Genomic DNA, 24325 nt, shown 5'->3' on the forward strand with positions numbered 1-24325 from the left:
CGGGTGTCTATTCCCTGGGATCGGGCCCCTCCCGCGCACTCGGGGCGTTCCGTGACGCGGTTGGCGGCACGGACCACGCCGCCGGAGTCCATGCGGAGGTGGGCGACACCCAGGTGGCTGTGGATATCGACCTGGTGGCGCTGTACGGAACACCCCTCCAGGCCCTCGCCAACCAGGTCCGGGCCGCTGTCTACTCTGCGGTCGAGGAGCTCGTCGGACTCCAGGTCATTGAAGTCAATGTAGAGATCAATGACGTGTTCGTGCCCGGCCCGGCGAAGCCCGGCACGCAGGGCGAACCGCGGCCGGCGAGGGAGGCAACCCAGTGAATCTGACCGTTGTGGGGATCGCGATAGGCGCCTTCGTGGCGTTCATGTCGTTCCAGTTTGGCGTCTGGGGCTTCCTCGGTGCCCTGCTGTTCATGGGAATCGGGGCCATGCTGGGCCGGGCCGCGGAGGGGAAACTGGACCTGCGCGGCGTGCTCGACGCCCTCACCGGCCGGCGTTCCTCCTCATGAGCGCTACGGCCGGGGCCGTGGTCCGCAGCCCCGCGCTGGCCGGACACAACCGGATCAGCACCCAGGCCCTGACCACTCTGGCGCAGGCCGCCGCGGCGGAGGCCTTGGGCGTGGCCCCCCACGATGTCCGGGCCGGCTGGTCCGACGACGGCGGGCTGCTGGCTTTGTCCGTCGTCGCACCCATCACCGTGCCCGGGCTGTCGGCTGTCCTCCGGGACCCGGGCCGGGTGGCGGCCTTGGGCGGCACCGTCTGGGATCGGACTGTGGCCGCTAAGGCCTCGATCCTCCGGCTCGTGACGGAGCTGAGCGGCGCCCGGCTGAGCCGGGTGGACATCCGGATCAGCGGCGTCCGGGTGCACGAAGGAGGGCGGGTCCGCTGAGCCACCAGACGGAAAACCGGAACCCCGGGCACAACGCCGCGCCGGCGACCGGGGCGGGAACTGCCGGCATGGAACGGATCATCAAGCGCGAAACCCGTTCCTCACGGGCCGTGCCGGCGGTCATCGCCGCCGTTCTCGTGATTGCCCTTTGCGGCTTCGCCCTGCTCGAAACAGCCCTCCGCGCCTTCGGGCAGCCGCCATGGCTCGTGGATCCGGAAGCCGCCATGACACTGATCGTGGGGCTCCCGGGCGGGGTCCGGCCGGTCCTGCTCGGCGTCCTCGGCGCCGTGCTGGTGATGGCCGGCTTGTATTTCTTCCTCAATGCCGTATTGCCTGGCCGCAGGGCCCGCCACCTCCTCTGGGACCGCCGCGCCGCCGTGGTGGTGGACGACGAAGTCATTGCCTCCGCGCTGGCGCGCCGGGCCCGGCTGGCCGCCAACGTCGGGCCCGAGCAGGTGATGGTGGTCGTGTCGCGGAACCGCGTACTCGTCAATGTGCGCCCGACTTCCGGGGTCCCGTTGCGTTCGGATGCCATGCTGGCGGCGGTCAACGACGAGCTCCGGGCGATGGGGCCGTCCCCGATGCCGGAGGCCCGCATTAACGTGACCCCGGAGGGAGTGATCGGCGCATGAACGGGACCCCCAGGCTTCTCAACCGGATGCTTATCGCCGTCCTGGGCATCATCGTCCTTGCCGTCGGCGCCCTCCTGATCCTGTTGGCCAGCGTTCCGGCAGTGGGCGCCTGGTGGCAGGGCTGGTCGGTAGGGGCGTGGAGCAATGTTAGTGATCTTTTTGAGTCCATGCGCTTCCCCGGGGGGCAGGCGAGCGGGCCGTGGATTGTGCTGGCGCTGCTGCTGGTGGTGATTGGTTCCATGGTTGCCTGGGTCGCCCAGCAGGGCAAGGGCCGGGCCAATTTCCTGGTGGCGGAAGAGGACCAGGGCGAGGTCCCCGGGACCGTCCGGATCGGCGGAGGCGTGGCCGAGCAGGCGCTGCGGGCAGCACTGGCCGGCCGTGCGGATCTTGCCGGAGCCACCGTCGCCACCTATGAGGTCCGCGGCAAACCTGCCCTCAAGATCCGCGTGGAGCCCCGCCAAGGCGTGGCCCCGCACGCGCTCGCCGCCGACGTGTCTGCCCTCGTCGAGGCGCTCGACGCTGTGATCGGCAAGCGCACCCTTGTGCTCATTCACATCGGCTCCGGGACGAGGTCCCGGTTCGGGCGGGCCGAGCGTGTCCTCTGAGCGGGACCGGCCCGCCGAGGCGCGCATCTCCTTTCGATAAACAGTGATGTAAACGCTTGCATTCCCCATCGCATGTTGATTATGGTGATGGTCACCACACCAACGGCATCGACGTTCTTACCGGTACTCAGCGAGGAGCCCCCAGTATGAAAACCCCCAAATTCCTACTTCCAGTAGCCACAGCAGGCGTTCTGGCCCTTACCCTTTCGGCCTGTGGTGGCGGAGGCGGCACCACGAGCTCAGGCGGCGGCGACGCCGCGCAGGGCCTGGACGGGCGCGGGCCCATCACCTACGTCCAGGGCAAGGACAACAGCAACGTGATCCGTCCGCTGATCGAAAAGTGGAACGCCGCCCACCCGAACGAGAAGGTCACGTTCAAGGAACAGACCGACAACGCCGACCAGCAGCATGACGACCTGGTCCAGCACTTCCAGGCCAAGGACGCCAACTACGACGTTGCGAGTGTCGACGTCGTCTGGACCGCCGAATTCGCGGCCAAGGGCTGGCTACAGCCGCTCAAGGACAAGATGGCGCTGGACACCTCGGCCATGCTGAAGCCGACTGTCGAGGCAGCCTCCTACAAGGGCACCCTCTACGCGGTTCCGGAATCATCCGACGGCGGCATCCTCTACTACCGCAAGGACCTGGTGCCCACGGCGCCGAAGACCTGGGCCGAAATGATGAGCATGTGCTCCATCGCCACGGCCAACAACATGGGCTGCTACGCCGGCCAGTTCAAGAAATACGAGGGGCTCACGGTCAACGCCTCTGAGGCGATCAACTCCGCTGGCGGGGCCGTGCTGGACAAGGACGGCAAGCCGAGCCTGAACACGCCCGAGGCCAAGGCTGGTCTCGAGAATCTGACCAAGGCCTACGCCGGCGGCCAGATCCCGAAGGAAGGCATCACCTTCCAGGAAGAGGAAAGCCGCCAGGCGTTCCAGGACGGCAAGCTGCTCTTCCTGCGCAACTGGCCCTACGTCTACAACCTGGCCACCACTGAAGGATCGTCCAAGGTCAAGGACGTTCTCGGAATGGCCGCCCTCCCGGGCCTGACCGGGCCGGGCTCGTCATCGCTCGGCGGCCACAGCGCCGCGGTCAGCGTTTACTCGAAGAACAAGGCCACGGCACTGGACTTCCTGAAGTTCCTCACCACCGAGGAGACCCAGAAGTTCTTCGCAACTCAGGGTTCGCTGGCACCGGTGCTCGGCAAGCTCTACGACGACAAGGATCTCGTCGCGAAGCTGCCGTACCTGCCGGTGCTCAAGACCTCGATTGAAAATGCTGTACCGCGTCCGGTCACCCCGTTCTACCCGGCCGTGACCAAGGCAATCCAGGAGAACGCGTACTCAGCCATCAAGGGCGAAAAGACCGCAGAGACCGCCCTTTCCGACATGCAGAAGTCCATCGAATCCGCTAGCGCGGGACAGTAGGTCCGTCATGGCAACCGAATTGGGCCCGACGCCGGTCAAGGAACCGGTGTCGGGCGGGACCCCGATCCACCACGCCCCCAAGGGCGTAGGGGAGGACAACGCCATCGCCAGCCAGGGCCGCTGGGCGGCCTGGCTGCTCGCGCCGACAATCCTCGCGCTGGCCATCGTGATCGTCTATCCGATCATCAGCGCCGTCATCATGTCGTTCCAGCAGGATGCCGGCCTTGATCCGGCCACTGGTCTGTTCACCGAGGGCGGGCCGGCCGGGTTCTCGAATTACACCAATTGGATCTTCCAGCAGTGTGCCGCACCGGGCGGCGGAACCGTGGCCTGCCCGCCAGGCACCCTCGGTGCGCAATTCTGGTCCGCCACAGGTACGACCTTCTTCTTCACCATCGTCACGGTGACTCTGGAAACGGTCCTCGGCTTCTGGATGGCAGTCATCATGGCACGGACCTTCAAGGGCCGCAGCCTGGTCCGGGCTGCTGTCCTGGTGCCGTGGGCCATCCCCACCGCCGTGACGGCCAAGCTGTGGCTGTTCATCTTTGCCTTCGAAGGCATCGGCAACAAACTCTTCAGTACCACCATCCTGTGGACGGGCAGCGAATGGCCGGCCAGGTGGGCAGTGATTATCGCGGACGTCTGGAAGACGACTCCCTTCATGGCGTTGTTGATTCTCGCCGGCCTGCAGATGATTCCCGCGGAGGTGTACGAGGCGGCAAAGGTCGACGGAGCCTCCGCCTGGCAGCGGTTCCGGATGATCACCCTGCCGCTGGTCAAGCCGGCGCTGATGGTGGCCATCCTGTTCCGCACCCTGGACGCCCTGCGCATGTTCGACCTCCCTTACATCCTGACGGGCGGGGCCAACAACACGACCACGCTGTCCATCCTGGTGATCAACCAGATCAGGCAAGGATTTAACGCGGCGGCGGCGCTGTCCACCATCACCTTCATCATCATCTTTCTTGTCGCTTTCATCTTCGTGCGCTTCCTCGGGGCGAACGTCGTGGAACAGAGCGGCGCCACCGGTAGGGGGAAGAAATGACCGCCGCGACCACCGCAGCTACCGAGCTGCGCGCAGAGCAGGACCGGGGACGGAAAACCGCTCAGAACCGCGAGAAGTTGGCCTCTGGGCGCACGTACATCAGCGCGGCCGTGATCCTCATCTGGTGCCTCGCTCCGGCCTACTGGATGGTGGTGACGGCGTTCCGCGACGTCGGCTTCACCTACGACACGTCGGTGTTCCCGACCCACATAACGCTGGACAACTTCAAGACGGCGTTCGACACGTCCTTTGGCAACCACTTCGGACAGGCACTGATCAACAGCCTGTTCATCGGCTCAGTGGTGACCATCGTGTCGCTGCTGATCGGTGTGTTTGCCGCCTACGCGCTGGCCCGCCTGAACTTCCGGTTCAAGTACCTCGTGCTGGGCTTCATCCTGGGGGCCTCCATGTTCCCCGGCGTCGCCCTCATCACCCCGCTGTTCCAGTTGTTCACCAACATCGGCTGGATCGGCACCTACCAGGCCCTGATCATCCCGAACATCTCGTTCGTGCTGCCACTGACCGTCTACACCATGACGTCTTTCTTCCGGGAGATGCCATGGGAGCTCGAGGAATCGGCGCGCGTGGACGGCTGCACCCAGGGGCAGGCATTCCGGAAGGTGATCATGCCGCTGGCGGCGCCGGCCATCTTTACGACCGCCATTCTCGCGTTCATCTCCTCTTGGAATGAATTCCTGATCGCCAGCCAGCTCTCGTCCGACGCAACGCAGCCGGTCACTGTGGCCATTGCCAGCTTTGCCGGCGCGCAGCCAAACCAGGTCCCGTACACCGCGATCATGGCTGCGGGCACCATCGTGACCATCCCCTTGGTCATTCTGGTGCTGGTGTTCCAGCGCAAGATCGTAGCCGGCCTCACCGCCGGTGCGGTTAAGTGACTGTGCCGTCCCTTGACGGTGGTGCCATGACGGACAAGCAGAACCAGGGCCATGTGCCCCGAGTGCATCGAAAGGTGCGTTCCGGGGAGGACTTCGACATCATCATCGGCTTTCTCGGCTTCTGGGCGCTCGTGCTTCTGGTGGTCACAGTCTGGATGGAGGTGACGGCCCAGCCGGCCCTTGGCTGGGCCCTCGGACTGCTGGCAACGCTGCTGGCAATCTACGGGATGGTCAGGCTTCGCCGTCGTTTGCCCGGACGGACGGCGACCCGGCGCCGCTGAAGCCGGAAGAAACACGTTGCCCCGGGGGAGGCTAGATAGTGCGGTTCTGCGGACTTCCGGGGAGGGGTCCGCAGACAGTCGACAAGGGGACACGGTGGCACGGACATCAGACAGGGCGCAGCGGGCTGGCCACGCGGGCGTCAGCATCGAGGACGTGGCCGCTGCAGCCGGTGTCTCAACGGCCACCGTGTCCCGTGCCGTCAGGGGGTTGCCCAGGGTCTCGCCCGCTACACGGGAGAAGATCCTGGCTGTCGCCGAAACGATGGGCTACGTGGCCTCCTCCTCTGCCTCCGGCCTGGCGACCGGGCGCACTAAGACCATCGGTGTGCTGGCACCGTTCGTGAGCCGCTGGTTCTTCTCCAAGGCCATCGAGGGTGCGGATCGGGAACTTCATGCCCGCCAGTACAACCTCTCGCTCTTCAACCTGGGCGGCCACGGCAGCAACCGGGAGAGGCTCTTCAGCAAGACCATGGTCTACAAACAGATCGACGCCCTCCTCGTGCTGTGTATGGCCCTGACCCACGACGAGATCGAACACCTCCAGAAGATCGACATCCCGCTCGTCGTCGTCGGCGGCCATGTCGAGGAGTGCCCCTATATCGGGATCGACGACTACGCCGCCGCCTCGACCGCGGTCCGCCACCTGATCGAGCTCGGGCACCGGGACATCGCCCTGCTGCACGGCGACGACGAAACCGACCTGAACTTCGACGTCCCGAGGGTCAGGATCAGGGCCTTCAAGGACCTGATGGCCGAGGCCGGGCTGGACGCCCGGCCGGAGTGGGATGAACGGGGTGACTTCACCGTTCCCAGCGGCCAGGCGGCCTTCAAACGGCTCTGGAACCGGCCCGGGCCGAAGCCCTCTGCCATCTTCTGCGCCTCGGACGAGATGGCCATGGGGGTCATTTTCGAGGCCAACCGGGCCGGCGTCCGCGTTCCGGAGGACCTTTCCGTGATCGGGATCGATGACCACGACTTTTCCGAGGCCATCGGTCTCACCACGGTGGGGCAGCGCCCCGACGAGCAGGCCGAGCTGGGGACTAAGATGCTCCTCGACGAGCTCGACGGCAACGCCGGGGCGGTGCGGTCCACGATCGCCCCGCACCGGCTGATCGTGCGGGGGACGACGGCGCCGCCCCGCGCCGCGGGCACCTCCGCCCGGGCGGCGGCCACCCGCGCCGCGGGCACCTCCGCCCGGGCGGCGGCCACCCGTGCAGCGGGCACCCGGGACCTGCGGGGCAGTCCCGCCCCGCAGGCGAGCTGAGGGTGGAGGGGCGTCAGGAAGCGCGGGCCAACTGCCGGATCGGGATCCAGCGGGAGGCCAGCCGGCGGTAGGCGGCAGCCGCGCCGGTCATATCGCCCTCGGCCAGGCACTCGATGCCCAGCCTCACATCAAGCGGGGAATCGTCGGGGAAGACCTTGTCCGCCACGGCGCCGTAGTCAAGTTCCACCAGTGAATCCGGATGGAAGAGTTCCAGCCACTCGGTGAGCTGGGTCAGGTCCTCGAGCATGTCCAGATCAGGCGCGGCCAGGGCCAGATGGGCCACCGCATAGCGGACCCGCTCCAGGGCTTCCCCGATCGTCGCGCGAATGCGCACTGTCACGATGTGCCCCTCGGATTCCACGACGTCGGTGGGATCTGACTCCTGGAAGAGGCAGAACCAGCTGAACGGGATGCCCCAGGTGGACGCCCGGGTATGGACCCGGCCAAGTCCCGTGTGGGCCCGTACCTCATCGATCCGTTCCTGGTGCCTGTCCCGCTGCTCCTCGGGGATCAGCAGCTGGGCCAGCGGGCCATGAATCCCTTCCATGAGGGCATTAGCCGCCAGGCCCGCCCGCAGGACCAGCTGGCTCGGGCAGTACAGCAGCTGCTCCCGCGGTGCTGTGCCGGCGGGGCCGGCGACGGGTTCCCCTGCGGCCGGGGCCCTGTGCGTTCCGGTACGGTGCGCTGCCGTGACGACGCGCACCAGATCGGTCCGGCCGGTGGGGAACGGATCCCCGCCGGGGCGGGTGATGCGGCCCAGGGAGGCCAGCAGCTCCGCGTTTTCGACGGCTGCGCGGGAAGCGCTCCGGCCGCCGGCCGCTCGCAGGGCCTCCTGCTGGTCCGCCGGGAATGCTCCCAGGGGCTCATAGACCCGCAGCGCCGAGGAGAACGGAAGCCCGGCCTGCCCCCGGTACAGGTTCCCCGTCACCGGATCACGACGCGTCCCTGGGCTGCGCCCATCAGTCGCTCAGCTCCACGATCACGGGGGCGTGGTCCGAGGCGCCCTTGCCCTTGCGTTCCTCGCGGTCGATCACGGCACCGGTGACCCGTGCGGCCAAGGCGGGGGAGGACAGTACGAAGTCGATCCGCATGCCTTCCTTCTTGGGGAACCGCAGCTGGGTGTAGTCCCAGTACGTGTAGACGCCGGGGCCCGGGGCGTGCGGGCGGACGACGTCCTGGAAGCCGGCGTCTTCGAAGGCCCGGAAGGCTGCCCGCTCCGGTTCGCTGACATGGGTGAGGGCGTTGGCCCGGAAGTAGTCGATGTCCCAGACGTCCTCGTCCCGCGGGGCGATGTTCCAGTCGCCCATGAGGGCGATCTGTGACTCGGGGTTCTCCTTGATCCAGCCTTGGGCGTGGGTCTTCAGTGTGTCCAGCCAGCTGAGCTTGTAGGGCATGTGCTCGTCGTCGAGCGCCCGGCCGTTGGGGACGTAAAGGCTCCAAACGCGGATGCCGCCGCAGGTGGCGCCGATCGCCCGGGCCTCCTGCACGGCATCCTTGCCGTTCTTGCCGAATAGCGGCTGGTCCATGAAGGTGCGTTCGACGTCGTCGAGCCCTACGCGGGAGGCGATCGCCACGCCGTTCCACTGGCTCAGGCCGAAGTGCGCCACCTCATAGCCCATATTTTCGAACAATTCCCAGGGGAAGTTCTCGTCCTTGCACTTGGTCTCCTGGATGGCCAGGACATCACAGTCGGTGCGCTGAAGCCAGGCTTCAACGCGGTCGGCACGGGCGCGGAGCGAGTTTACATTCCAGGTAGCGATCTTCACACTCCCTAACTTACCGAACTTGGCGGCCGGAAGAAGCTGCCCGGCCCGCCGGGGCCCTCTGGAATTTAGTAGGAAGTCCGAGTATATTCAGGAGAGGAACATGGCGTGGGTCACAGGCGGCCTGACCGTCACTACGGCAATCACACGGTGCAAAGGAGCATTCCATCATGGTTCGCGAGCTATCCCACTACATTGACGGACAGCATGTCGAAGGCACCTCAGGGCGCTTCAGCGACGTCTACGATCCGTGCACCGGCGAGGTCCAGGCCAGGGTCCCGCTGGCCAGCACCGAGGAAGTCCGCAACGTGGTCTCCAACGCCGAAAAGGGACAGCTCGAATGGGCCGCCATGAACCCGCAGCGGCGCGGCAGGATCCTGCTCAAGTTCGTCGATCTGGTCAACCAGAACCTGGACGAACTCGCCACCCTGCTCTCCTCCGAGCACGGCAAAACCTTCCTCGACGCGAAAGGTGACATCCAGCGCGGCATCGAGGTCGTGGAATTCGCCGCCGGCGCCCCGCACCTGCTCAAGGGCGAATTCACGGACAATGCCGGAACCGGCATCGACGTCCATTCGCTGCGCCAGCCCCTCGGCGTCGTCGCCGGCATCACTCCGTTCAATTTCCCCGCGATGATCCCGCTCTGGAAGTCCGGACCGGCCCTTGCCGCCGGCAACTCCTTCATCCTCAAGCCCTCGGAACGGGACCCCTCCGTGCCGCTGCGACTGGCCGAGCTCTTCACTGAGGCCGGCCTGCCGGCCGGCGTGTTCAACGTCGTCAACGGGGACAAGGAAGCCGTGGATGCGCTGCTGGAGGACCCCAGGGTCCAGGCCATCGGTTTCGTCGGCTCCACACCCATAGCCCAGTATATCTACGCCACGGCGGCCGCGAACGGCAAGCGTGCGCAGTGCTTCGGCGGCGCCAAGAACCACATGGTCATCATGCCGGACGCGGACCTGGACATGGCCGCCGATGCGCTGATGGGCGCCGGCTTCGGCTCCGCCGGGGAACGCTGCATGGCCATCTCGGTGGCTGTCCCGGTGGGCAAGGCCACGGCCGACGCCCTCGTGGCCAAGCTGCAGGAGCGGATCGCCGACCTCAAGGTCGGCCACAGCCTCGCCAAGGACTCGGACTTCGGCCCGGTGGTGGCGGCCTCGGCCAAGGAACGGATCGAAGGCTACATCCAGGCCGGCGTCGACGAGGGCGCCAGCCTGCTGACGGACGGCCGTGGCCTTAAGGTGGAGGGCTACGAGGGCGGATTCTGGGTCGGGCCCACACTCTTCGACAACGTCACCAAGGACATGACGATCTACAAAGAGGAGATCTTCGGACCGGTACTCAGCGTGCTCCGCGCCAACGACTACGACGAGGCCCTGCGCCTTTGCAGCGAGCACGAATTCGGCAACGGCGTGGCCATCTTCACCCGCGACGGTGACTCCGCCCGTGACTTCGCCAGCCGGGTCCAGGTAGGCATGGTGGGCATCAATGTCCCGATCCCGGTGCCGATTGCCTACTACACCTTCGGCGGCTGGAAGGCCTCCGGCTTCGGCGACCTCAACCAGCACGGCGCCGACGCGTTCCGCTTCTACACCAAGACCAAGACGGTCACCACCCGCTGGCCCTCGGGCATCCGCACCGGTGCCAGCTTCGTGATGCCGGAAGGCAGCTGATGACGGGGAAGCACTCCGAGGCGTTCCCGCCCGCGGACGTGCTGTTCGAACGGCGCGGCCGGCTGGGCGTGGTCACGCTCAACCGGCCCCAGGCCGTCAACGCGCTCACCGCGGGCATGGCATCCGCCATGCTGGAGCAGCTCACCCTCTGGGCCGACGACGACGCCGTGGCCGCCGTACTGGTCCGCGGGGCCGGTGAGCGGGGGTTGTGCGCCGGCGGCGACATCGTGGCCATCTACCGCGACATGATCGACGGCGGCGACGCGACGTCTGCCTTCTGGGCCGAGGAATACCGGCTGAACTCGCTCATTTCCGGCTTTCCCAAGCCGTATGTGGCATTCATGGACGGACTGGTCCTGGGCGGCGGAGTCGGGATTTCCGCGCACGGCTCGGTGCGGATCGTCACCGAACGCACCCGGATGGGAATGCCCGAAACAACGATCGGCTTTGTGCCCGACGTCGGCGGGACCCTGCTGCTCTCACGCTCGCCCGGGGAGACGGGCACCCATGCCGCACTGACCGGCGCGCACCTGAGCGGCGCCGACGCGCTGTTCCTGGGACTCGCGGACCATTTCGTGCCGTCGGCGCGGCTCCCGGAGCTGGCCGAGGCGTTGGAGAACGAACCCGCGGACGACGCCGTCGCGCGCTTCACCGAGCCGGCGCCGTCCTCCGTGGTCGCGGCACAGCAGGAGTGGATCGACGTCTGCTACGCCGGCGACGACGCCGGGGAGATCCTGGACCGGCTGCGGACCGCCGGGGGCGAGGCCGCGGACGCGGCCGACACCATCGAGGCCAAGTCCCCGACTGCCGTGAAGGTGGCGCTGGAATCCCTGCGCCGCGTCCGTGGGCTGAGCCTCGAGGCAGCCCTCGAGCAGGAGTACCGGGTGGGGCTGCGGTTCCTGGCCGGGCCTGACTTCCGCGAGGGCATCCGCGCCCAGGTAGTGGACAAGGACCGCAACCCGCGCTGGCAGCCTGCCACGCTGGCGCAGGTCAGCCGCGAGAACGTCGAGTCCTACTTTGCGCCGCTGGGCGACCGCGAACTCAAGCTTAGGGAGCGCGACAATGTCTGAGGCACAGCAGCCTGAATCGCCGTCCGGCCCGGTCCTGTCCGGGGCCCAACCTGGCGCCATCGCGTTCCTGGGCCTCGGCCATATGGGCGGGCCGATGGCGGTCAACCTGGTCAAGGCCGGCTACCCGGTGACCGGGTTCGACCTCATGCCCGCGGCGCTGGAGGCGGCCCGCGCACACGGCATCGCCACCGCAGACACCGCCGCCGGAGCCGTGGCGGGGGCCGCCGTCGTGCTCACCATGCTGCCCAGCGGCAGGCACCTGTTGGACGCCTACCGCGGCACGGCCGGCCAGCCTGGCCTGCTCGCCACCGCGGCACCGGACACCCTGTTCCTGGACTGCTCCACGATCAACGTGGACGAGGCCCGCGAGGCGGCCGGACTGGCCGTCGCCGCCGGCCACCGGGCCGTCGACGCTCCCGTGTCCGGCGGGGTCGTGGGCGCCGAGGCCGGCACCCTGACGTTCATGGTGGGGGCGCGTCCGGAGGACTTCGAGTCGGTCACGCCGATGCTGGAGGTCATGGGCAAACGCGTCGTCCACTGCGGGGAGCACGGCGCCGGGCAGGCGGCGAAGATCTGCAACAACATGATCCTCGGCGTCTCGATGATCGCCGTGAGCGAGGCCTTCGTCCTGGGCGAGAAGCTGGGGCTGACGCACCAGGCCTTGTTCGACGTCGCCTCCGCGGCCTCGGGCCAGTGCTGGGCGCTGACCACCAACTGTCCGGTGCCGGGGCCGGTACCCGCGAGCCCTGCCAACCGTGACTACCAGCCCGGCTTCGCGGGAGCCCTCATGGCCAAGGACCTCAAGCTGGCGCTCAACGCGCTCGAAAGCACCGGTGTGGCAGCCCGGCTGGGGCCGCTGGCCGCCGAAATTTACGATACCTTTGCCGCGGAAGGCGGTGCGGGCCGGGATTTCTCCGGCATCATCACCGATATCCGGGACAAGTCCGCACACTAGGCAAACCAGGCAACTAGACAAACCAGGCACATCCGAGCATCAGCTGAGGGGACAGGCATGACTGAATACGCAAACATTCTGGTGGAGCGACGCGGCAGGGTGGGCCTTGTGACGCTTAACCGGCCCGAGGCGCTCAACGCCCTCAACAAGGCCACCATGGACGAACTCGTGGCCGCAGTGACCGCCATGGACGCGGACCCGGAGGTGGGCGCGGTGGTGGTCACCGGTTCCGCCAAGGCCTTCGCGGCGGGTGCCGACATCAAGGAAATGCAATCCAAGGGTTACATGGACATGTATGCCGCGGACTGGTTCCGGGGCTGGGAGGACTTCACCCGGCTGCGCATCCCCGTGGTGGCCGCCGTCTCCGGCTTTGCCCTCGGCGGCGGCTGCGAGCTCGCCATGATGTGCGATTTCATTATTGCCGGGGACAACGCCAAGTTCGGCCAGCCCGAAATCAACCTGGGCGTGCTCCCGGGGATGGGCGGCTCGCAGCGCCTCACCCGTGCCGTGGGAAAGGCCAAGGCCATGGACATGATCCTGACCGGCCGGTTCATGGGCGCCGAGGAAGCCGAGCGATCCGGTCTGGTGTCCCGCGTGGTGCCGGCCGCCGACGTCGTCGAGGAAGCCCTCAAGGCCGCCGAAGTGATTGCCTCCAAGTCCAAGCCCGTGGCGATGGTGGCCAAGGAAGCAGTCAACGCAGCCTTCGAGACCGGCCTGGCCCAGGGAGTGCTTTTTGAACGGCGCGTCTTCCATTCGCTGTTCGCCACCGAGGACCAGAAGGAAGGCATGGCAGCCTTCAGCGAGAAGCGCCAGCCGGAATTCAACCACCGCTAGGCCGCTCGACGCGCTAAAGATCCTGCGCTGCGCAAATGCCCTGGCGCGGCCGGGAAACCCGTAGCGGCAGGGGATGTGCGCGTCGCCAGGCAGAATCGGCCGCGTCAGAACACACACGAAGTGAACGGGTCAGTCGCTGAAGTCGCCGGCGTTCCGCCGGAAGGTGCCCAGGATCCGGATCAGCTGATCCACGTCCTGCCCGGCGAAACCGGACTGGCCGAAGACCTCGGAGTTCAGGACCGCCGTCGCCCGTTTGGCGAGCGTGCGCCCCTCCGGGGTGAGCTCGATCAGGGTGGTGCGCCCGTCCGTAGGATGCGGGGAGCGCAGGACCAGCCCGGCGCCCTGAAGCCGGTCGACGGCGTTGGTCACCGACGTGGGATGGACCTGCAGCAGCGCGCTGGCCTTGTTCATGGGCAGCGCGCCGCCGCGGGCAAAACTCAGCAGTGCCAGCAGCTCGTACCGGGCGAAGGTCAGCCCGAACGGCTTGAGCACTCCTTCGATCCGGGCCAGCAGGATCTGCTGGGTCCGCATGATCGCGGTGATGGCAGCCATCGGCGCGGCGACGTCGGCCCAGCCGTGCCGTTCCCAGTTCAGCCGGGCATCGGCAATCGGATCACGCGGGAGCGGCGTTCCCATGCCTAGCCCTGCCCCTTCAGGCCGGGGAAGTCCGCCTCGGAATACTCGATGCCCAGGCCGGCCGGGACGCTCCCGCCGCCGTGCCGCAGTTCCTCGCTGTGCCGGAGTTCCACGCGCCGGATCTTGCCCGAGATGGTCTTGGGCAGCTCGGCGAATTCCAGCCTCCGGATCCGCTTGAACGGGGCCAGATGGTCGCGGCAGTACCGCAGAATGTCCTCGGCGAGCTCCGGCCCGGCCTCGTGGCCAGCGGCCAGGACCACGAACGCCTTGGGCACGGAGAGCTTGAGCGGGTCGGGGGAGGGGACGACGGCGGCCTCAGCCACCGCGGGGTGCTCAATCAGCACACTTTCCAGCTCGAACGGGGACAACCGGTAATCAGAGGACTTGAAGACGTCGTCGCCACGGCCCACGTACGTGATGATGCCTCGCTCGTCCCGGCTGGCCATGTCACCCGTGTGGTAGTAGCCGTCGCGGAAAGCCTCCGCCGTCTTCTCCGGGTCGCCGTAGTACGCCTTCATCAGCCCCACGGGCCGGGGGTCCAGGCGCAGGCAGAGTTCGCCGTCGGCGCCTTCCGCCCCGGTCGCCGGATCCACCAGGACGACGTCGTAGCCGGGAAGCGGTTTGCCCATCGCCCCGATCTTGATCGGCTGGCCCGGCGTATTGGCGATCTGCACAGTGGATTCGGTCTGGCCGAAGCCGTCACGGATGGTCTGGCCCCAGGCGCGCTGGACCTGGTCGATTACCTCGGCGTTGAGCGGCTCTCCGGCGGAGACCACCTTAGTGGGCGGGTTCAACAGCTGCGTCAGGTCCGCCTGGATGAGCATCCGCCAGACCGTCGGCGGGGCGCAGAAGCTGGTCACCGCTTCGCGGTCCATCTGCTCCATCAGGGCTTTCGCATCGAAGCGCTCGTAGTTGTAGATGAAGACGCAGGCTTCGGCGATCCACGGCGTGAACACATTGGACCAGGCATGCTTGGCCCAGCCCGGGGACGCGACGTTCAGGTGCACGTCGCCGGGCTCCATCCCGATCCAGAACAGCGTGGACAGGTGGCCCACCGGGTAGGAGGCGTGCGTGTGCTCCACGAGCTTGGCCTTGGACGTGGTGCCCGAGGTGAAGTAGAGCAGCAGGGTCTCGTCGGCCAGCGTCGGGGCGTCCGCGGTGAAGTCGGACGCCGCGGACGCCGCGTCGGTGTATTGCACGGCGGCCGGATGCACGGCCTCGCCACCGATCTCGATCAGGGTGTAGTCGCCCGGGACCTCGTCAAACTTCCTGATATTGGCACTTCCGACGGCGGCCCAGTTCGCTCCGCCGCGCTCCACCCGGTCCTTAAGGTCCGCCGGCCCCATCAGGGTGGTGGTCGGGATCATCACGAGACCCAGTTTGATGCCGGCCAGCATCAGCTCCCAGAGCTCCACCTGGTTGCCCAGCATGATGATCATCCGGTCACCGCGCCTTACACCCTGGGCCCGCAGCCAGTTCGCCACCTGGCCGGAGCGGCGGGACAGGTCCGCGAAGCTGCGCCGCGTGGCAGAGCCGTCCTGCTCGACGATCACGAGTGCCGGCCTGCCCCCCTTGGCCGGGTCCGCCGCGATCTGGTCGAACCAGTCCAGGGCGAAGTTAAAGTGCTCGAAGCGCGGCCACCGGAATTCGCTGCGTGCCGCCTCGTAGCCCGAGCGGAGCTCGAGCATGCGGTCGCGTGCCGCGCGGAATTCCTCAGTGACTGTCATGGTGCACCTTTCGAAGTCTGGTGGCGCAGCCCTCTCAGCCCGGCGCCGTCGCCCGGAGATGACGCGTTCCCTAGTGATCCCCATCACTGTGCAATATACTAGGACATCCAAGGGTTTGGAAGAGCAGGCTCGGTTCATGAACGCATCACGACGAAGGGATACATGCCCGTGCAGCCACAAGGACGTGCCAGCGGACAGAGGGCCACTGAGGGCAAGGCGGCCCTGGACGGTACGGCGTCGCCGCCCTTCCCGGACGCCGATCTGATGTACATCGTCGATCTGCTGTCCCCGGAAGAACAATCCCGCTACCAGGAAATCCGCGACTTCCTCCAGTCCCGGATCCGGGCGGCCTCGATTGACTACTGGAACCGTGAGGAGTTTCCCTTCGGGCTGCTTGCCGAGCTCGGAAAATACGGGCTCGGCGGCCTGCAGACGGACGGCACCTCCAAACTGTTCAAGGGGCTCATGTACGTCGAGGTGGCCCGCGCCGATGTCTCCCTCTCGGCGCTCGTCGGAATCCACAACGAGCTGATCGTCGGCATGATCGACCAGCTCGGCTCTGAGGAGCAGAAGGTCCGCTGGCTGCCGGGGCTCACCGCCTTCACCCAGATCGGCGCGTTCGCCCTGACCGAGCCGGATCACGGCTCGGATATTGCCGGCGGGCTGGCCACCACCGCCCGGCTGGAAAACGGCGAGTGGGTCATCAACGGCGCCAAGCGCTGGATCGGCGCCGGCACCATTGCGGACTTCGCCCTGGTCTGGGCCCGGGACGTCGCGGACCAGCAGATCAAGGGTTTCATCGTGGAGACGGACCGCCCCGGTTACACTGCCACGAAGATCGCGAACAAGATCGGGCTGCGGATCATGCAGAACGCGGATATCGCGCTCAACGAGGTCCGCATCCCGGAGTCCAACCTGCTCCCCGGGGCGACGGACTTTTCCAAAGCCAACGAACTGCTGCGCGATTCGCGCGCCTGGGTGGGCTGGCAGGCTGCCGGCATCCAGCTGGCCGCGTTCGACGTCGCGCGTTCCTACTCCCTGGAGCGGAAGCAGTTCGGCAAGGAACTGGCGCGCTTCCAGCTGATCCAGCAGCAGCTGGCCGAGATCCTGGGCAACGCCTCGGCCTCACTGTCCCTGATGGCGCAGCTGGCCAGAATCCAGGCAGACGGCAAGCTCGAGATGGTCCAGGCGGCGATGGCCAAGTCCACCACCACGCGGCTTGCCCGGGCATCCGTGGCGATGGGGCGCTCGCTGATGGGCGGCAACGGGATCAGCAGCGACTACGAGATGGGCAAGCTCTTTGGCGACGCCGAAATCCTCTATACGTATGAGGGCAGCTACGAAATCAACTCGCTGATCGTGGCCCGGGCCGTGACCGGCAAGTCCGCGTTCGTGTAGGCCGCGGAGGTGCGGGCCGGGCACTGGCGGCGCGGCGGCCGGGCAGGAGCGGCAGGCCGCGTTGGTTAGGCGCTGCGGTCCTGTTGAGCTTCGGCAGCCACTGCCGCCCGATAGCGCATGCTGCGGTTCCGGCCGGCATGTTTGGAGGCATAAAGAGCATGGTCCGCGCAGGCCAGTATGCCGAGAGCTCCGGCCTCCTGCAGTTCGCAGACACCGGCGGACAAGGTGATGGTGCCGGCGCCTTCGAAAGGCCTGGAGGCGACCGCCAGCCGGGCCCGCTCCGCAGCCTGCAGCGCCTCTTCGCTGTTGCTGCCGGGCAAGAGCCAGACAAACTCCTCGCCACCGAAACGGGCAACGACCTCGCCCTGGCGGGCAACCTCGCGGAGCCGGCCCGCGACTGCCGCAAGCACCTTGTCCCCGGTTAGGTGGCCGAAAGAATCATTGACCCGCTTGAAATGGTCGATGTCGAGAACAATGGCGCTCAGCTTGGTGCCCTCGGCGGCCGCCAGTTCGGTCTCGCGGGCAAGCCTCTCTTCCAGGACCCGGCGGTTGGGCAGGCCGCTAAGGACATCGGTGCTGGCCTGCAGTTCAAGACTCGAACGGGCCTCGGCATTGCCGATGGCGATTTCCACGAGTTCGGCAAACTGCGCGAGCTGATTGAGTACCGCCGGTGTGAGGTTGGTCTCCGACTTCGAGGTGAGGGCCAGGGCGCCCCAGAGCGAGCCGGAGACCCGGATCGGAGCCGCCGCCGAGGAGCGGAAGCCTGCAGCCAGCATCTGTTCCGCGGCCAGTCCGCCGCCCGGGACGTAGACCGACAGGGCGGGCTTGCCGGTCATGGCCACGCGGACGGTGGCCGGGGCATCAGTTGGCGCGAAAATATGCCTGCGGCTCAACACCGACGGGAGCGCCGGCGCCATCGCCACGATGTCAGCCACCATGGGGCCGCTGAAGCGCGAGACCGCCGCCGAATCCACGTCAAAGATCGACCGGACAACGACCGCAACTTGTTCGGCGATGTCAGCCGGCGCCGCGTTGCGGGCGATAGCCGTAGAGATCTCGTGAAGTCCTGCCCAGGTCTTTTCCTGGCGACGGCGCTCCGTCACGTCGACTGCGACCACCATGCCGACGGTTTCGCCGTCCGACTGGACCGGCCCGGCCGTCAGCCGGTACATGCGATCGCCGATTCGCCGGCTCCAGGACACCTCTTGGCCGGCCAGGGCAGCCCGGTAGCGCGGCTCCAGCTCCTCAGCCAGGTTGTCCCGCAGGACTTCGTGGATCAGCCGGCCCTCCATCTCGTCACTGCGGTATCCGAACGTTTCCAGCTCCTGCCCCTCGGCGATGAGGTACCGGAGCTCCGAGTCAAACAGCAGCACGAAGACGCCGGGGACGCTGCGCGCCAGCGCCCTGTATCGGTCCACGTCCCGTTGCTGGCGGCGTTCGGACAGCACGCGCTCCGTGATGTCGGTGACCAGCACGAAGAAGCCCTGGATCTCCCCGCCCTGCAGGTCCGGTACGTAGGAGGCCTGGGTGTACCGGGTCTTGCCGTCGGCATCCACCAGGGTCCCGCCAAAGATCTGCGGCTCACCGGCGAGCACCTTCTCGATGTACTGGTAGTTCTCGGCGAAGAGCTCCTCGCCAAGCAGATCCCTGATGTGGAGGCCATGCATCTGCCGGGCGTCCGCCTTGAACCACTCACCATAGGCATCGTTGGAAAGGCGGTTGCGCAGGTCCTTGTCCCAGTAGCCCACCATTGCCGGAATCCCGTTGAGGACTGCCTGGATCTGTGCGGGCAGCTCCGGCAGCGGCGGCAAAGGCGCCGTCTCCGTGGTGGGAGTCCTGGGAGTAGTCATTGCCCTAGTATCCACGCAGCGTTTGCCGCACGGAAACCGTGAAAGCCCTAAACGGTCCGCGCTGCGCCTAGCGGAACGCGGAGATTCCCGTGATGCGCTGACCGAGGATGAGGGTGTGGACCTCATCGGTGCCCTCGTAGGTCCGCACGGATTCGAGGTTGTTGGCGTGCCGCAGCGGCGAATAATCCAAGGTGATGCCGTTGCCGCCCAGGATGGTGCGGGCCTCGCGGCAGATCGCGATGGCCTCGCGGACGTTATTCAGCTTTCCCACGGAGACCTGGACCGGCTCCAAGGAGCCGGCATCCTTCAGCCGCCCGGTATGGATAGCCAGCAGCGTTCCCTTCTGGATTTCCAGGAGCATGTTGACCAGCTTTTCCTGGGTGAGCTGGTAGCCGGCCAGAGGCTTGCCGAACTGCAGGCGGTCTTTGGAGTACGCCAGGGCGGCCTCGTAGGAGTCCCGGGCGGCGCCCATCGCTCCCCAGATGATTCCGTAGCGGGCCTCGTTCAGGCAGGAAAACGGGCCGCTGAGCCCCCGCGCGCCGGGGAGCAGCGCCGTACCCGGAAGGCGGACGTCGTCCAGGGCGATGTCGCACTGGATCGAAGCCCGCATGGACAGCTTGGCCCCGATCGGCGTCGCGGTGAATCCCGGAGTGTCCGTCGGCACGATGAATCCGCGGATACCGTCGCTGGTGTTGGCCCAGATCACTGCTATCTGGGCGACGGAAGCCAGGCCGATCCAGCGCTTTGCGCCGTTGATGATCCAGCCGCCCTTGCCGTCCGGCGCCGCAAAGGTCGCCATGCTGGAAGGATCCGACCCGGCCGAGGGCTCGGTCAGCCCGAAGCAGCCGATCTTTTCGCCCCGTGCCATCGCCGGCAGGTGCTCGTTCTTCTGCTCCTCGGATCCCCACTTGTGGATCGCGGTCATGGCCAGGGAGCCCTGCACGCTGACGAACGTCCGGAGCCCGGAATCCCCGGCCTCCAGTTCCATGGCGGCGAGGCCGTACTCGACGGCGCTCCGGCCGGGGCAGCCGTAGCCCTTCAAGTGCATTCCGAGGACGCCCAGCTTCCCGAGTTCGGGGACGAGCTCGAGGGGGAAGTGGGCTTCCTCGTACCAGCCGGCAATGCTGGGCCGGATGCGTTCGTTGACGAAGTCGCGGACAGTGGCGCGCAGCTCGATCTCCTCCGCCGTCAGCAGGCTGTCCAGGTTGAGCACGTCGTCGTTCACGAGGGTGGCTTCAGCTACGGTCACGGATTATTCTCCTGGCGTCGGATGCGGCTGGTTGGGGTGCCGGCTTCTTGGGGTCCGGCGATCTCCGACCACTGTGCCAGCTGGATTACGTAAGATCCAATACCAAATCCTGCAGCCGCTGATGTCCTGGGCGTATCAATGAGCTGTCGCATCCGGCGACGGCAGGACCTCTTCCGAAAGCCCAAGGACCTCCCGCAGCGCCGGGCTGGTGTTGTCCTTCCGCCAGACCAGCCGCAGTTGGATGACATCGGCGGGGTCCTCCAGCGGGAGGAAGACGACCCCCGGGTGGCTGAAGTTCTCCGGCACCGAGGACACGGTCAGCGCGACGCCGATTTCGGCGGCCACGAGCGCCATGAGCGTCTGGGAATCCGGGGCCACCTGCGCGATCTCCGCGGCGTAGCCGGCGGCGCTGGACAGCCTCCGGAGGTGGTCGTGGAGGATTGATCCCGGATGCTCGGGCAGGGTGACGAACGGCTGCTCCGCGAGGTCTGTCATGTTCAGCGCATCGCGGCCGCTCAGGGGGTGGTTTTCGTATAAGGCCACCACGAGCCGCTCGTTGGCCACGATCCGGGAGGCCAGGACCGCCGGGATAAAGTTCCAGCGGCCCAGGCCCACTTCCATGGCGCCGCTCAGGACCTTGTCCATGGCCGGCAGCGCGAAGTTGGAGCTGGACAACTCGAAATCGATGCCGGGGTGCGTCTCCCGGACGCGCTTGGCGAGCTTGCCCACCATGACGTGGGAGGACACGCCGGCAAACGCGACCCGCACGCGACCGGTTTCTCCCCGGCCCACCGAGGCGACCGCGAGGCTGGAGCGGCGGCAGGCGTCGAGGATGTCCTGAGCCGGTGCCAGCAGCGCCTCACCCTCCGGAGTCAGCTGGACCGTCCGGGTGCTGCGGACAAAAAGTTGTGCCTTGAGTTCGTGTTCCAACCGTTGGATGGCCCTGCTCAGCGGCGGTTGAGCCATGTGGAGCCGGAGCGCGGCCCTGCCGAAGTGCAGCTCCTCGGCCACGGCCAGGAAGGCCCGGATCTGTTGTATTTCCAAGCCCGGTCAGCTCCCGCTCGGATAAACGTCATTGTTCATATGCCCAAGATACCCAACGCGGCGAAATAGGCATTGATGGCCGTGGGGTATCAATCCGCCTCGAAATGCGTATTGGACGCGAATCAATCCGCTTGCAAGGGTAGGTGATGCAGACCACACACCGGAGGAACTACATGACACAACCGAGCAGCGAACCGGGCTTCGGCGGACCCAACGGTCCCGCCGACGGCCGAGACCGTCCGGCCGTTGACGGCCTGGGCCGTGAAGGCACCGGGCCCCTTGCCGGCGTCGTCATCGCGGATTTCAGCCGGGTGCTGGCGGGCCCGTACGCCACCATGCTCCTGGCTGATATGGGCGCCACCGTGATCAAGGTCGAGGGCCCCGACGGCGACGACACCCGCACCTACATGCCCCCGGTCCGCGACGGAGAGGCCACATTCTTCCTCGCCGTGAACCGCAACAAGCACTCCATCGCCCTGGATCTGAAAGACCCGCAGGACCTGGACGTGGCGCGCTCCCTGATCCGTTCCGCGGATGTCATGATCGAAAATTTCAAGCCCGGCAACATGGCGCGGCTGGGTCTGGACTATCCCGCCGCCGCGGAGCTGAAGCCGGACATCATTTACGCCTCCATCACCGGGTTCGGCACCGGGGCCGGCGCACATATCCCGGGTTATGACCTGCTGGTGCAGGCCGCCTCGGGAATGATGAGCCTCACCGGTGACCAGGAGACCCAGCCGTACCGGGCCGGCATCGCCCTCTTTGACGTCATCACCGGCCTGCACGCGGCCATCGGCATCCTCGGGGCCCTGCACCACAAAGACCGGACCGGCGAGGGCCAGCTGGTGGAGCTGAACCTCCTGACGTCGGCGTTGTCCGGCATGGTGAACCAGTCCGCGGCCTACGTGACCGGCGGTGTGGTGCCGACCCGGATGGGCAACGAGCACCCCAGCATGTACCCGTACGCGCCGATGCAGACGGGCGATGGCATGATCATCATCGCAACGGGCAATGATGCCCAGTTCGTCCGCCTGTGCGGGGCGCTGGCGATCCCCGAGGTCGCCCGGGACCCGAAGTACGCCACGACCCTGCAGCGCAACGCGCACCGGGATGAACTCCGGGAGATCCTCCACGCCGTATTGGCCACGCAGTCCGCCGCGCAGTGGTTCTCCGAGCTCTCCGACGCCGGCCTGCCGTGCGCCCCGATCCAGGATGTGCGCGGCGGCGTCGAATTCGCTGAACGGCTGGGACTGCAACCGGTGGTTCTGGCCGGCAGCGGGTCACGGAAAATTCCCACCCTCCGGCACCCCGTGGAGTACTCCCGCACCCCCGTCGACTACCCGCTCGCGCCGCCGGAGCTTAATGAAAGCTCGCAGCTGGTACGCGGCTGGCTGCTCCAGCAGAAGACCCTGGCCCATGCCTGAGCCGTACCGGACCAGCGTCTCCCCGCGGTGGTCGGACCAGGACCTCAACGGCCACGTCAATCATGCCGCCGTCGTGACTCTCCTGGAGGAGTCGAGGATTCGGTGGCGGGCCGCGATGCTGGGAGTCCGCCCGGCCGAAGCGACCCCCACCGTCGTGGCCGCCCTCGAACTGAACTACCGGCGGCCGGTCCACCACGGCGAAGACCTGGACGTTGAACTCGCGGTCCGCAGGATCGGCACCAGCTCGGTCAGCCTCGAATTCACCGGCGCCCAGAACGGCGCCGTGGCCGTCGACGGCCGGACAGTGCTCGTTTCGGTCTGGCCCGAGACCGGCAAGGCCCGGCCCCTGGCGGAACAAGAGCGGCGCTGGCTCGCCCAGTTCCAGCGCACACCGGCAAGCACGGAACCCCGTGAACCGCAGATTTCCGATCCCACCCGCATGGAGCTGACCCAATGACAACTGAACCGGCCGAACAAGGCACCGACTTCTACCTGATGGACGATTTCCTCACCGCCGAGGACCGCGCCCTCCGGCTGAAGGTCCGCAGCTTCGTCGACAAGGACCTGCTGCCCGTCATCAACGGCTACTGGGAACGCGCCGAGTTCCCCTTCGAGCTGATCCCCAAACTCGCCGCCCTCGGCATCGTGGGGACCACCATCACCGGCTACGGCTGCCCCGGGCTGAGCCGGCTCGCCGCCGGAATCGTCGCGGCGGAAGTCTCCCGCGGCGACGGTTCCGTCAACACCTTCCTCGGCGTCCAGTCCGGCCTGGCCATGGGCACCATCAACATGCTGGGCAGCGAGGAGCAAAAGGAACGCTGGCTCCCCGCGATGGCGACGCTGGACAAAATCGGCGCCTTCGCCCTGACCGAACCTGACCACGGCTCCGACTCGGTGGCCCTGGAGACAAGCGCCCGGCGGGACGGCGACAGCTACATCATCAACGGCCGCAAGCGGTGGATCGGCAACGCCAGCATGGCCGACGTCGTCATCATCTTCGCCCGCGACGAAGAGGACGCCAAGGTCAAGGCGTTCGTGATGGAGCGCAACGGCGACGGCAGCTATCCGGACGGGTACTCCACCGACGTCATCACCGGCAAGATCGGCAAACGCGCGATCCTCCAACCGGACATCACGCTCGAGAACCTCCGGGTGCCGGCGGACAACCGGCTTCCCGGCTGCCACTCGTTCAAGGACGTCACCCGCGTCCTCACGTCCACCCGGAGCGGAGCGTCCTGGGAATCCCTCGGCCACGCCATGGCAGCGTATGAGATCGCGGTGAACTACGCGAAGACCCGGCAGCAGTTCGGCAAACCGATCGGCAGCTTCCAGCTCGTGCAGAACAAGCTGGCCAACATGCTCTCGGAGCTGACGGCCATGCAGCTGATCTGCTTCCGGCTGGCCGTCCTGGCCGAGGACGGGCGCATGAGCGGGCCCATGGCCTCGCTGGCCAAGATGCATACGGCCCAGAAAGCCCGGTGGATCTGTTCCGAGGCGCGGGACATGCTCGGCGGCAACGGCGTGCTGCTGGAGAACCACGTCGCCCGGCACATGACCGACATGGAGGTGGTCTCGACCTACGAGGGCACCGACTCCATCCAGTCCCTGCTCGTCGGGCGTGAGATCACCGGTCTCTCCGCCTTCAGCTAGATCCGCTA

General features: G+C 67.0%; 25 protein-coding genes. 18 read left to right on the forward strand and 7 right to left on the reverse strand.

All coding sequences use genetic code 11. From position 1 onward, the window contains the following. The 10 genes from BJG92_RS12895 to BJG92_RS12940 form a co-directional block, all read left to right on the forward strand. The coding region (locus BJG92_RS12895) for an Asp23/Gls24 family envelope stress response protein (protein WP_232084399.1) at positions 1 to 326 on the forward strand (326 nt) is incomplete at its 5' end. Next, a complete protein-coding gene (locus BJG92_RS12900; RefSeq protein WP_232084400.1) occupies positions 323 to 514 on the forward strand; it encodes a hypothetical protein in 192 nt (63 codons plus the stop codon). The genes BJG92_RS12895 and BJG92_RS12900, both read left to right, overlap by 4 nt. Next, positions 511 to 894, forward strand: a complete 384-nt coding sequence (locus BJG92_RS12905; RefSeq protein WP_232084401.1) for a hypothetical protein — start codon at positions 511 to 513, stop codon at positions 892 to 894. Before BJG92_RS12900 ends, BJG92_RS12905 begins: the two co-directional genes overlap by 4 nt. A 68-nt stretch (positions 895 to 962) precedes the next feature. Next, positions 963 to 1526 (forward strand): hypothetical protein, encoded by a 564-nt coding sequence (locus tag BJG92_RS12910; protein WP_232084402.1) that lies wholly within the window; start codon positions 963 to 965, stop codon positions 1524 to 1526. Beyond that, positions 1523 to 2131 (forward strand): hypothetical protein, encoded by a 609-nt coding sequence (locus BJG92_RS12915; protein ID WP_232084403.1) that lies wholly within the window; start codon positions 1523 to 1525, stop codon positions 2129 to 2131. The genes BJG92_RS12910 and BJG92_RS12915 overlap by 4 nt, the downstream gene beginning before the upstream one ends. A 146-nt stretch (positions 2132 to 2277) precedes the next feature. Further along, a complete protein-coding gene (locus BJG92_RS12920) occupies positions 2278 to 3561 on the forward strand; it encodes an ABC transporter substrate-binding protein (RefSeq protein WP_232084404.1) in 1284 nt (427 codons plus the stop codon). Between the two features lie 7 nt (positions 3562 to 3568). Continuing rightward, complete coding sequence (locus tag BJG92_RS12925; protein WP_232084405.1) at positions 3569 to 4606, forward strand: carbohydrate ABC transporter permease; 1038 nt, start codon at positions 3569 to 3571, stop codon at positions 4604 to 4606. Next, the gene (locus BJG92_RS12930) at positions 4603 to 5502 is read left to right on the forward strand and encodes a carbohydrate ABC transporter permease (RefSeq protein WP_232084406.1); all 900 of its coding nucleotides are present in this window, start codon (positions 4603 to 4605) and stop codon (positions 5500 to 5502) included. Before BJG92_RS12925 ends, BJG92_RS12930 begins: the two co-directional genes overlap by 4 nt. Positions 5503 to 5528: 26 nt before the next feature. Next, positions 5529 to 5783 (forward strand): hypothetical protein, encoded by a 255-nt coding sequence (locus BJG92_RS12935; RefSeq protein ID WP_232084407.1) that lies wholly within the window; start codon positions 5529 to 5531, stop codon positions 5781 to 5783. 94 nt (positions 5784 to 5877) lie between these two features. Continuing rightward, on the forward strand, positions 5878 to 7047 hold the full coding sequence (locus tag BJG92_RS12940; RefSeq protein ID WP_232084408.1) for a LacI family DNA-binding transcriptional regulator: 1170 nt from the start codon (positions 5878 to 5880) through the stop codon (positions 7045 to 7047). A 13-nt stretch (positions 7048 to 7060) separates the two neighbouring features. On the opposite strand, the gene BJG92_RS12945 is transcribed toward BJG92_RS12940, so the two are convergent. Then, positions 7061 to 7975, reverse strand: a complete 915-nt coding sequence (locus BJG92_RS12945) for a hypothetical protein (RefSeq protein ID WP_232084409.1) — start codon at positions 7973 to 7975, stop codon at positions 7061 to 7063. Between the two features lie 31 nt (positions 7976 to 8006). Next, positions 8007 to 8813 (reverse strand): exodeoxyribonuclease III, encoded by an 807-nt coding sequence (locus tag BJG92_RS12950; protein WP_232084410.1) that lies wholly within the window; start codon positions 8811 to 8813, stop codon positions 8007 to 8009. A 167-nt stretch (positions 8814 to 8980) separates the two neighbouring features. On the opposite strand from BJG92_RS12950, the gene BJG92_RS12955 reads away from it, so the two are divergent. Genes BJG92_RS12955 through BJG92_RS12970 form a run of 4 tightly spaced genes read left to right on the forward strand, consistent with a single transcriptional unit; the run spans position 8981 to position 13339 of the window. Further along, complete coding sequence (locus BJG92_RS12955) at positions 8981 to 10480, forward strand: CoA-acylating methylmalonate-semialdehyde dehydrogenase (RefSeq protein WP_232084411.1); 1500 nt, start codon at positions 8981 to 8983, stop codon at positions 10478 to 10480. Next, positions 10480 to 11550 carry an enoyl-CoA hydratase/isomerase family protein gene (locus BJG92_RS12960; protein ID WP_232084412.1) on the forward strand — a complete coding sequence of 357 codons (1071 nt, stop codon included), beginning with the start codon at positions 10480 to 10482 and terminating at the stop codon, positions 11548 to 11550. Before BJG92_RS12955 ends, BJG92_RS12960 begins: the two co-directional genes overlap by 1 nt. Next, positions 11543 to 12505, forward strand: coding sequence for a 3-hydroxyisobutyrate dehydrogenase (gene mmsB, locus BJG92_RS12965; protein WP_232084413.1), 963 nt, complete (start codon positions 11543 to 11545; stop codon positions 12503 to 12505). The genes BJG92_RS12960 and mmsB overlap by 8 nt, the downstream gene beginning before the upstream one ends. A gap of 57 nt (positions 12506 to 12562) precedes the next feature. Next, on the forward strand, positions 12563 to 13339 hold the full coding sequence (locus BJG92_RS12970) for an enoyl-CoA hydratase (RefSeq protein ID WP_232084414.1): 777 nt from the start codon (positions 12563 to 12565) through the stop codon (positions 13337 to 13339). Between the two features lie 129 nt (positions 13340 to 13468). Here the strand turns inward: BJG92_RS12970 and BJG92_RS12975 are convergent, their stop codons facing one another. Both BJG92_RS12975 and BJG92_RS12980 read right to left on the reverse strand, forming a co-directional pair. Then, complete coding sequence (locus BJG92_RS12975) at positions 13469 to 13975, reverse strand: MarR family winged helix-turn-helix transcriptional regulator (RefSeq protein ID WP_232084415.1); 507 nt, start codon at positions 13973 to 13975, stop codon at positions 13469 to 13471. 2 nt (positions 13976 to 13977) lie between these two features. Beyond that, positions 13978 to 15702 (reverse strand): AMP-binding protein, encoded by a 1725-nt coding sequence (locus BJG92_RS12980; protein WP_232084416.1) that lies wholly within the window; start codon positions 15700 to 15702, stop codon positions 13978 to 13980. A gap of 264 nt (positions 15703 to 15966) precedes the next feature. On the opposite strand from BJG92_RS12980, the gene BJG92_RS12985 reads away from it, so the two are divergent. Continuing rightward, entirely contained in the window at positions 15967 to 17100 is a 1134-nt protein-coding gene (locus tag BJG92_RS12985; protein WP_232084454.1) for an acyl-CoA dehydrogenase family protein, read from the forward strand. A gap of 65 nt (positions 17101 to 17165) precedes the next feature. Here BJG92_RS12985 and BJG92_RS12990 read toward each other — a convergent pair whose 3' ends face one another. The 3 genes from BJG92_RS12990 to BJG92_RS13000 all read right to left on the reverse strand — a co-directional run bounded on the left by BJG92_RS12990 (position 17166) and on the right by BJG92_RS13000 (position 21243). Continuing rightward, the gene (locus BJG92_RS12990) at positions 17166 to 18950 is read right to left on the reverse strand and encodes a diguanylate cyclase (RefSeq protein WP_232084417.1); all 1785 of its coding nucleotides are present in this window, start codon (positions 18948 to 18950) and stop codon (positions 17166 to 17168) included. Between the two features lie 67 nt (positions 18951 to 19017). Further along, entirely contained in the window at positions 19018 to 20199 is a 1182-nt protein-coding gene (locus BJG92_RS12995) for an acyl-CoA dehydrogenase family protein (protein ID WP_232084418.1), read from the reverse strand. A 135-nt stretch (positions 20200 to 20334) separates the two neighbouring features. Next, positions 20335 to 21243, reverse strand: coding sequence for a LysR substrate-binding domain-containing protein (locus BJG92_RS13000; protein WP_232084419.1), 909 nt, complete (start codon positions 21241 to 21243; stop codon positions 20335 to 20337). 173 nt (positions 21244 to 21416) lie between these two features. On the opposite strand from BJG92_RS13000, the gene BJG92_RS13005 reads away from it, so the two are divergent. Genes BJG92_RS13005 through BJG92_RS13015 form a run of 3 tightly spaced genes read left to right on the forward strand, consistent with a single transcriptional unit; the run spans position 21417 to position 24317 of the window. Beyond that, positions 21417 to 22667, forward strand: a complete 1251-nt coding sequence (locus tag BJG92_RS13005) for a CaiB/BaiF CoA-transferase family protein (protein WP_232084420.1) — start codon at positions 21417 to 21419, stop codon at positions 22665 to 22667. After that, a complete protein-coding gene (locus BJG92_RS13010) occupies positions 22660 to 23124 on the forward strand; it encodes a thioesterase family protein (protein ID WP_232084421.1) in 465 nt (154 codons plus the stop codon). The genes BJG92_RS13005 and BJG92_RS13010 overlap by 8 nt, the downstream gene beginning before the upstream one ends. Then, on the forward strand, positions 23121 to 24317 hold the full coding sequence (locus BJG92_RS13015) for an acyl-CoA dehydrogenase family protein (protein WP_232084422.1): 1197 nt from the start codon (positions 23121 to 23123) through the stop codon (positions 24315 to 24317). Before BJG92_RS13010 ends, BJG92_RS13015 begins: the two co-directional genes overlap by 4 nt. The last annotated feature ends 8 nt before the right edge of the window (positions 24318 to 24325 follow it).

Origin of the sequence: Arthrobacter sp. SO5 (genome assembly GCF_020532805.1) — a bacterium.
Taxonomy (GTDB): Bacteria; Actinomycetota; Actinomycetes; order Actinomycetales; family Micrococcaceae; genus Arthrobacter.

Excerpts from the sequence above, each read along its gene's own strand:
- BJG92_RS12905 (WP_232084401.1), top strand. The coding sequence starts at position 511 with ATGAGCGCTACGGCCGGGGCCGTGGTCCGCAGCCCCGCGCTGGCCGGA.
- BJG92_RS12910 (WP_232084402.1), top strand. The coding sequence starts at position 963 with ATGGAACGGATCATCAAGCGCGAAACCCGTTCCTCACGGGCCGTGCCG.
- BJG92_RS12915 (WP_232084403.1), top strand. The coding sequence starts at position 1,523 with ATGAACGGGACCCCCAGGCTTCTCAACCGGATGCTTATCGCCGTCCTG.
- BJG92_RS12920 (WP_232084404.1), top strand. The coding sequence starts at position 2,278 with ATGAAAACCCCCAAATTCCTACTTCCAGTAGCCACAGCAGGCGTTCTG.
- BJG92_RS12925 (WP_232084405.1), top strand. The coding sequence starts at position 3,569 with ATGGCAACCGAATTGGGCCCGACGCCGGTCAAGGAACCGGTGTCGGGC.
- BJG92_RS12930 (WP_232084406.1), top strand. The coding sequence starts at position 4,603 with ATGACCGCCGCGACCACCGCAGCTACCGAGCTGCGCGCAGAGCAGGAC.
- BJG92_RS12935 (WP_232084407.1), top strand. The coding sequence starts at position 5,529 with ATGACGGACAAGCAGAACCAGGGCCATGTGCCCCGAGTGCATCGAAAG.
- BJG92_RS12955 (WP_232084411.1), top strand. The coding sequence starts at position 8,981 with ATGGTTCGCGAGCTATCCCACTACATTGACGGACAGCATGTCGAAGGC.
- BJG92_RS12960 (WP_232084412.1), top strand. The coding sequence starts at position 10,480 with ATGACGGGGAAGCACTCCGAGGCGTTCCCGCCCGCGGACGTGCTGTTC.
- mmsB (WP_232084413.1), top strand. The coding sequence starts at position 11,543 with ATGTCTGAGGCACAGCAGCCTGAATCGCCGTCCGGCCCGGTCCTGTCC.
- BJG92_RS12970 (WP_232084414.1), top strand. The coding sequence starts at position 12,563 with ATGACTGAATACGCAAACATTCTGGTGGAGCGACGCGGCAGGGTGGGC.
- BJG92_RS12975 (WP_232084415.1), bottom strand. The coding sequence starts at position 13,975 with ATGGGAACGCCGCTCCCGCGTGATCCGATTGCCGATGCCCGGCTGAAC.
- BJG92_RS12980 (WP_232084416.1), bottom strand. The coding sequence starts at position 15,702 with ATGACAGTCACTGAGGAATTCCGCGCGGCACGCGACCGCATGCTCGAG.
- BJG92_RS12985 (WP_232084454.1), top strand. The coding sequence starts at position 15,967 with ATGTACATCGTCGATCTGCTGTCCCCGGAAGAACAATCCCGCTACCAG.
- BJG92_RS12990 (WP_232084417.1), bottom strand. The coding sequence starts at position 18,950 with ATGACTACTCCCAGGACTCCCACCACGGAGACGGCGCCTTTGCCGCCG.
- BJG92_RS13005 (WP_232084420.1), top strand. The coding sequence starts at position 21,417 with ATGACACAACCGAGCAGCGAACCGGGCTTCGGCGGACCCAACGGTCCC.
- BJG92_RS13010 (WP_232084421.1), top strand. The coding sequence starts at position 22,660 with ATGCCTGAGCCGTACCGGACCAGCGTCTCCCCGCGGTGGTCGGACCAG.
- BJG92_RS13015 (WP_232084422.1), top strand. The coding sequence starts at position 23,121 with ATGACAACTGAACCGGCCGAACAAGGCACCGACTTCTACCTGATGGAC.